6 protein-coding genes and 1 pseudogene are annotated in these 6,990 nt (G+C 71.4%); 6 read left to right on the top strand and 1 reads right to left on the bottom strand.

Annotation, left to right across the window (positions count from 1 at the left end):
- The first annotated feature begins 439 nt into the window (after nucleotides 1-439).
- From ADL12_RS49305 to ADL12_RS35510, 6 genes and pseudogenes are all read left to right on the top strand, one after another.
- A complete protein-coding gene (locus ADL12_RS49305; protein WP_425265181.1) occupies nucleotides 440-1,504 on the top strand; it encodes a TraR/DksA family transcriptional regulator in 1,065 nt (354 codons plus the stop codon).
- Between the two features lie 70 nt (nucleotides 1,505-1,574).
- Nucleotides 1,575-2,171 carry a signal peptidase II gene (lspA, locus tag ADL12_RS35530; protein WP_062710205.1) on the top strand — a complete coding sequence of 199 codons (597 nt, stop codon included), beginning with the start codon at nucleotides 1,575-1,577 and terminating at the stop codon, nucleotides 2,169-2,171.
- A gap of 94 nt (nucleotides 2,172-2,265) precedes the next feature.
- Nucleotides 2,266-3,210: an RluA family pseudouridine synthase gene (locus tag ADL12_RS35525; RefSeq protein WP_062710202.1), complete on the top strand. Its 945-nt coding sequence runs from the start codon at nucleotides 2,266-2,268 to the stop codon at nucleotides 3,208-3,210.
- 68 nt (nucleotides 3,211-3,278) lie between these two features.
- Entirely contained in the window at nucleotides 3,279-3,695 is a 417-nt protein-coding gene (locus ADL12_RS35520) for a GNAT family N-acetyltransferase (protein WP_062710215.1), read from the top strand.
- Nucleotides 3,696-3,783: 88 nt separating this feature from the next.
- Nucleotides 3,784-5,016: pseudogene (locus tag ADL12_RS35515) on the top strand (cation:proton antiporter).
- Nucleotides 5,017-5,101: 85 nt separating this feature from the next.
- Nucleotides 5,102-5,842, top strand: coding sequence for an SDR family NAD(P)-dependent oxidoreductase (locus tag ADL12_RS35510; protein WP_062710199.1), 741 nt, complete (start codon nucleotides 5,102-5,104; stop codon nucleotides 5,840-5,842).
- 5 nt (nucleotides 5,843-5,847) lie between these two features.
- Here the strand turns inward: ADL12_RS35510 and ADL12_RS35505 are convergent, their stop codons facing one another.
- On the bottom strand, nucleotides 5,848-6,978 hold the full coding sequence (locus ADL12_RS35505) for a mechanosensitive ion channel family protein (RefSeq protein WP_062710195.1): 1,131 nt from the start codon (nucleotides 6,976-6,978) through the stop codon (nucleotides 5,848-5,850).
- Nucleotides 6,979-6,990 lie beyond the last annotated feature (12 nt).

Raw genomic sequence — 6,990 nt, 5'->3', positions numbered from 1 at the left:
CGGGAAGCCGGTGAAGACGGTGCGGGGGACTGCCGGGGGTGGGGCGGAGACGGCAAGGAAGAAGACGGGCACGAAAGCGGCCGCCAAGAAGGCAGCCACTGGCAGGACGGTGGCTCCCGAGACGGCCGGTGGGAAGGCGGCCGTATCGAAGGCCGGCGCAAAGAAGGGCGCTATCGAGAAGGGCGCCATCGAGAAAGGCGCGGCCAAGAAGGCGACCGCTCCCGAGGCGGCTCCTGCGAGGAAGGCGGTCGAGAAGGGGGCCGAGGGACGGGCGGCTGGGCGGGAGTCCGCCGGGAGGAAGGTGGCGGTCAAGGAGTCGGCTGCCGAGAAGGCGGCGGCAAAGGAGTCCGCGGCTTCTAAGGCGGCCGGAAAGGAGTCCGCGGCCCCGAAGGCGACGACCACGGAAGCTGCGGCCAAGAAGGCGGTGTCCAAGAAGGCCCTGTCCGGGGGCAAGGGAGCCAAGGGGGCGGCGGCCCAAGAGGCGGCGGCGGAGAAGGCGGGCGCGAAGAAGACGGCATCGAGGGAAAGCGCGGCCAGGAAGGCGGCGGGCAAGGGAGGCGCGGGCAAGGGAGGCGGGGCTAAGGGAGGCGCGGGCAAGAAGGCCGTGGCCAAGGAAGGTGCCGCCAAGAAGCCGGTAGTGAAGGTGGCCGTAGGGAAGGGAACGGCCGGGAAGGCATCGGCCGGGGAGAAGGCGGCCGGGAAGGAAGGGGTCGGGGAGAGGGCAGCCGGGGAGAAAAGGGCCGGGGAGAGGGCGGCTGGGAAGGAAGGGGTCGGCAAGGCGGCGGCCGGGGAGAAAGCGGCCGGAGAGAGGGCGGCCGGGAAGACGGCGGCCGGGAAGAAGGGCGTCGGTGTGGTGGCGGGCGGTGCTGTGGCGAAGGGGGGCTCCGGGGCGAGGGCCTCGGAGAGGAGTGCGTCCAGGGCGAGCGCCACGTCCAAGAGGGCCGCGGCAGGGAAGAGGGCGGTCACCGAGAGCAGGGCCAAGAAGGCGGGCGCGGCGCAGGCCGCGGAGCAGACAGGAGCCACGACGGTGGTTGCGAAGAAGACTTCTGGCACAGCCACGGCGGCGAAGACCGCCGTTCCCAACGCACGCATCGCCGCGGTGGAGCCCGGCGAGCTCGCGGTGCGCCCCGGCGAGGACCCGTGGACCCCCGAGGAGGTCGAGGAGGCACGAGCCGAGCTGATGGCCGAGGTGATGCGGCTGCGCGAGGAGCTCACGTCGTCGGAGCAGTCCCTGGTCGGCCTGATGCGGGACTCCGGGGACGGCGCCGGCGACGACCAGGCGGACACCGGCGCCAAGAACATCACGCGCGAGCACGAACTGGCGCTCGCCGCCAACGCGCGCGAGATGCTCACGCAGACCGAGCGGGCCCTGGAGCGGCTCGACGCGGGCACCTACGGCCTGTGCGAGAACTGCGGCAACCCGATCGGTAAAGCGCGCATGCAGGCCTTCCCGCGCGCGACGCTGTGCGTCGAATGCAAGCAGAAGCAAGAACGCCGGTACTGACCGGTATTCGGGTGCCGCCGGACGTGTCGTACTCTCGTCCTCAGTCAGGTACCTAGGTTGAAGGACTCACGTGGCAGAGGCGGAGCGCATCATCGGTACGCCGGATACCCCAGAGGCGGCGGGAGCCGAGCCGGAGCAGTCCGACGAGAACGCGAAGGAAGCCGCGGCCGAGCGGCCCCGGGGCCGGCGCCGCATCGCCGTGCTGTTCGGGGTCGCCGCCTTCGCCTACGCCCTCGACCTGGTCAGCAAGATGCTCGTGGTCGCCAAGCTGGAGCACCACCCGCCGATCGAGATCATCGGGGACTGGCTGAAGTTCGAGGCGATCCGCAACGCGGGCGCGGCTTTCGGCTTCGGCGAGGCCTTCACCGTGATCTTCACGGTGATCGCGGCGGCGGTGATCGTGGTGATCGCCCGGCTCGCCCGCAAGCTGTACAGCCTGCCCTGGGCGATCGCGCTCGGCATGCTGCTCGGCGGTGCGCTCGGTAACCTCACCGACCGGATCTTCCGCTCGCCGGGCGTCTTCGAGGGCGCGGTCGTGGACTTCATCGCGCCCAAGTACTTCGCCGTGTTCAACCTGGCCGACTCGGCGATCGTGTGCGGCGGCATCCTGATCGTGCTGCTGTCGTTCAAGGGGCTGGACCCGGACGGGACCGTCCACAAGGACTGAGGCCCGCAAGGGCCGGGGAGGGTCCGGCAGGGTCCGGAAGGGTTGTCCACAGGCTCGGTACGGGGCTGTCGGCCCCGTCCTGCATACTCGTCGGGTGAGCACGATTCCCGAGATCCGTACCCTGCCCGTGCCCGACGGCCTGGAGGGCGAGCGCGTCGACGCCGCCATCTCCCGCATGTTCGGCTTCTCCCGTACGAAGGCCGCCGAGCTCGCCGCGGCGGGGAAGGTCACGGTCGACGGCTCGGTGGTCGGAAAGTCCGAGCGGGTGCACGGTGGGGCCTGGCTCGAGGTGGAGATGCCGCAGGCGCCCGCGCCGGTGCAGGTCGTGGCCGAGCCGGTCGAGGGCATGGAGATCGTGCACGACGACGATGACGTGGTCGTGATCGTGAAGCCGGTCGGCGTGGCCGCGCATCCGTCGCCGGGCTGGAGCGGTCCGACGGTCATCGGTGGGCTGGCCGCGGCCGGCTATCGCATCTCCACCTCCGGCGCCGCCGAGCGCCAGGGCATCGTGCACCGGCTCGACGTGGGCACGTCCGGGCTGATGGTCGTCGCCAAGTCCGAGTACGCGTACACGTCGCTCAAGCGCCAGTTCAAGGAGCGCACGGTCGACAAGCGGTACCACACGCTCGTCCAGGGCCACCCCGACCCGACCAGCGGCACCATCGACGCCCCCATCGGCCGCCACCCCAACCACGACTACAAGTGGGCGGTCACGGCCGACGGCAAGCCGTCCGTCACGCATTACGACCTCATCGAGGCGTTCCGCGCGGCCTCCCTGCTCGATGTGAAGCTGGAGACCGGCCGCACCCACCAGATCCGCGTCCACATGGCCGCCCACCGGCACCCCTGCGTGGGCGACCTCACGTACGGCGCCGACCCGACGCTCGCCAAGCGGCTGCGCCTGACCCGCCAGTGGCTGCACGCCGTACGGCTCGGCTTCGAGCACCCCGGGGACGGGCAGTGGGTGGAGTTCGCGTGCGACTACCCGGCCGACCTGCAGGAGGCTCTGGACCAGGTCCGCGAGGAGACGTACGCGTGAGCCTGCCGTCGCCGTCGCCGTCGCCGTCGTATGCGGTGCGGGTCGCCGACGACCCCGCCGACCGTGAGATGTGCTTCACGGTGCGCAAGGAGGTCTTCGTCGGGGAGCAGGGCGTTCCCGAGGATCTGGAGTACGACGCGTACGACACCGTCGCCGTGCATGTGCTGGCCGTCCGGGCGGACGGGGTGCCGCTCGGCACCGGGCGGCTGCTGTACGGGGAGGCGGCCGCGGCGAAGGTCGACGGCGATCCGTCGGTGGGGTCACTGGGGCGGCTCGCGGTGACGAAGGCGGCGCGTGGCCTCGGCGTCGGCGCCGCGCTGGTGCGGGCCATCGAGGAGGCGGCACGCGCGCGTGGGCTCGCGGCCGTGAACCTGCACGCGCAGACGCATGCGCTGGGGTTCTACGAGCGGCTGGGGTACGTGGCGTACGGGCCGGAGTTCCCCGACGCGGGGATACCGCACCGGGCGATGCGGCGCGTTCTGTAGCCGAATTGCCCGAACGCGCTGGTGAGAAGGGCGGCCTGGCAGGCTCGAGGTATGCCTTGTGGAAGCCGACGTCACCGGAGCGCTGACCGTGGATCAGTTGGCCCTGCTGTTCGTGCTGTTGCTCGGGGCCGTGGTGAGTGTCCCGATGGGGGAACCGGGTCGGGTTGCCGGCGCCGGTGCTGATGACGCTGCTCGGGATCGTCCTCGCGCTCCTCGATTTCGTGCCCAATGTCGACATTCCGCCCGAGCTGATCCTGCCGCTGAAGCTGTTGCCGCCGTTGCTGTACGCGGCCGCGGTGGCCCACGCGATCGTGCCGGGGCTGCCGCTCGCCGCCGCCGTGGCGCCGGGCGCGCTCCTCGCGCCGCCCGGTCCGGTCGCGGCGACCGCTGTCGCCGGGCAACTCGGGCTGCCGCGGCGGCTGGTGTCCATCCTGGAGGGCGAGGGGCTCTTCAACGACGTGACGGCCATCGTGCTGTACCACGTGGCGATCGCGGCAGCCGTGAGCGGCAGCTTCTCGCCGTGGGAGGCCGGGCTGGATCTGGTGCTCTCCGCCGTGGTGGCGCTGGCCGTCGGGCTCGCCCTGGGGTGGGGTGCCAACAAGCTGATGGATCTGCTGGGGGACCCGACCCTGCAGATCGGGCTCACACTGCTCGTGCCGTACGCCTCGTACGTGCCGGCCGAGGAACTCCACGGCTCCGGCGTGCTCGCCGTGCTGGTCACCGCCCTGTTCCTCGCCGAATACGCCACCGACGCCGACGACGTGATGACGCGGCTCGCCGGGCTGGTGCGGCTGCTGTGGTTGCTGCCGGCCACCTGGCTGACCAAGCGGATGCACGCGAAACGGGACTACGACGAGGAGATCCCGGTCAGCCGGCGCGAGACCATCGTGATGCGGTGGTCGGGGATGCGGGGCGTCGCCTCGGTCGCCCTGGCGCTGGCCATTCCGCTTCAGACGGATTCAGGCGCCGGCTTTCCCGACCGGGACGAGATCGTGTTCATCGCTTTCGGGGTGATAGCAGCTGGCGGTGCGGGCGGCCAAGGCGGCGAAGCGGAGGCTGCGGGAGATCGAGGCCGTCGAGGCCTGCCGGAGGAACTGTCCGAGCAGATGCTGCGGCGGGCGTTCGAGATGGGGGTGCGGATCAGCCCGGAGATGGGCGAGGAGGAGCGCAGGGAGGAGCAGCTCGCCCTGGATCCGCCGCACCCGCTGCTGATGCGAGTGCGGCGCGGCACGAGGTACTGGCGGCGCGCAGTGAGCCGGGGGCCGATCCCGAGGTGGTGGACCGGGTGCTGCGGCGTCTGGACGTGCGCAGTCTGCGGTGATCTCCCTGGCAGTCGTGTGAACGGACGAGGCATGTCCCGCGTCCTTTTGCGAGGCATGTCCCGCATCCCTTTGTAGGGTCGGATCATGGCTCGCAACGTGGTGATCAGTGGTGGCGGTACGGGGATCGGACTCGCGGCGGCGCAGCTGTTCGCGGCGGACGGGGATCAGGTGCTGCTGCTCGGGCGGCGCGCCGAGGTGCTGGAGCAGGCCGACGTGCCCGGGGCCCTCAGCTATGCGGCGGACCTGAGCAAGCCGCGCGGCGTGCGGGGCGTGGAGCGGTTCGTGGCGTCGGAGTTCGGCACCGTGGACGTACTGATCCACAGTGCCGGAGGCGCCGGCCACCTGGAGCCCAAGGTGGACAGCGACGAGCCCCTCGACGTCGTCCTGCACAACTGGACCCTCAACTTCGGCCTCAACACCCTGACCGCGGCCCTGCTCACCGAGGCGCTGAAGGACCGGCTCGCCGACCCGGGAGGGCGGGTGCTGTTCCTCAGCTCCATCGCCGCGTTCCGGGGGTCGGGCAGCGGGGCGTACGCGGCGTCCAAGGCGGCGCTGCACCCGTACGCCCATGATCTGGCCCGGCAGCTGGGGCCGCGCGGGATCACCGTGAACGTGGTCGCGCCCGGCTATGTCGAGGACACCGACTTCTTCGGCGACACGATGGACGAGGAGCGGCACGAGCGGCTCGTCGCGGAGACCTCGACCGGGCGGGCCGCCACGCCGGGGGACGTCGCCGCGACCCTGCACTGGCTGGCGTCCCACGGCGCCGGGCACATCACCTCGCAGATCATCCAGGTCAACGGCGGGGCCGAGCGCGGCCACTGAGCCGGTCAAGTGCGGTCGGGCCGCGCCGTCGGCTGGTGGTCGTGCTGGTGGCTGCGGCGGGCCGGGATGCGGCCGGGCGGGGCGCCGGGGACGGGGAAGCCGGGCGGCAGGGCCGCGTCCGTCGCGTTGACGCGCGGCAGCGCGTACGGGTGCTGCTCGGCCAGCCAGCTGATGAGCTGCTCGCGCACCGTGACCCGCACGGTCCACAGGTCGTCCGCGTCCTTCGCCGTGACCAGGGCCCGCACCTCGATGGTGCTCGGTGTCGAGTCCGTGACGACCAGGCCGTAGTCGCGGCCGTCCCACGCCGGGCAGGTGCGCAGGATGTCGCGGAGGCGCTCGCGCATCTTCTCCATCGGTGCCGAGTGGTCGACGTGGAGGAAGACGGTGCCGGTCATCTGGGCACCGCCGCGCGACCAGTTCTCGAACGCCTTCGAGGTGAAGTACGACACGGGCATCGTGATCCGGCGCTCGTCCCAGGTCCGCACCGTCAGGAACGTCAGCGTGATTTCCTCGACGGTTCCCCACTCGCCGTCCACGACCACCGTGTCCCCCAGGCGCACCATGTCGCCGAAGGCGATCTGGAACCCGGCGAACATGTTGCTCAGCGTGGACTGGGCCGCGACACCGGCGACGATGCCGAGGATGCCGGCCGAGGCGAGCAGCGAGGCGCCGGCCGCGCGCATCGCCGGGAACGTCAGCAGCATGGTCGCCACGGCCACCACGCCGACCACCGCCGACACCACACGCATGATCAGCGTCACCTGGGTGCGCACCCGCCGGACCCGGGCCGGATCGCGGTGCACGCGTGCGTAGCGGCTGTACGTCGTCTCGACGACCGCCGCCGCGATACGGATCGCCAGCCAGGCCGCCGCCCCGATCAGCACCAGCGTCAGCACCCGGCCGACGGCGACCTTGTGCTCCTGAAGCAGCTCCGACTCGTCGTACGACCCTCTGAGCAGGGCAGCGCACAGGACGAGCTGGTAGGGGACGCGGGCGCGGCGCAGCAGATCCCACAGCGGTGTCTCACTGTGCCGTTCGTCGGCCTTGCGCATCAGGCGGTCGGTGGCCCACCCGATGACCAGGGTGAGCAGGACCGAGCCACCGATCACGATCAGCGGTCGGAGTATGTTCTCCATCCCCCGAACGTA

This window comes from Streptomyces regalis, assembly GCF_001509475.1.
Taxonomy (GTDB): domain Bacteria; phylum Actinomycetota; class Actinomycetes; order Streptomycetales; family Streptomycetaceae; genus Streptomyces; species Streptomyces regalis.
Note: the sequence above shows the minus strand (reverse complement) of the source record. Positions and strands in the feature narration are given on the sequence as shown.

Excerpts from the sequence above, each read along its gene's own strand:
- ADL12_RS35520 (WP_062710215.1), top strand. The coding sequence starts at position 3,279 with ATGTGCTTCACGGTGCGCAAGGAGGTCTTCGTCGGGGAGCAGGGCGTT.
- ADL12_RS35510 (WP_062710199.1), top strand. The coding sequence starts at position 5,102 with ATGGCTCGCAACGTGGTGATCAGTGGTGGCGGTACGGGGATCGGACTC.
- ADL12_RS35505 (WP_062710195.1), bottom strand. The coding sequence starts at position 6,978 with ATGGAGAACATACTCCGACCGCTGATCGTGATCGGTGGCTCGGTCCTG.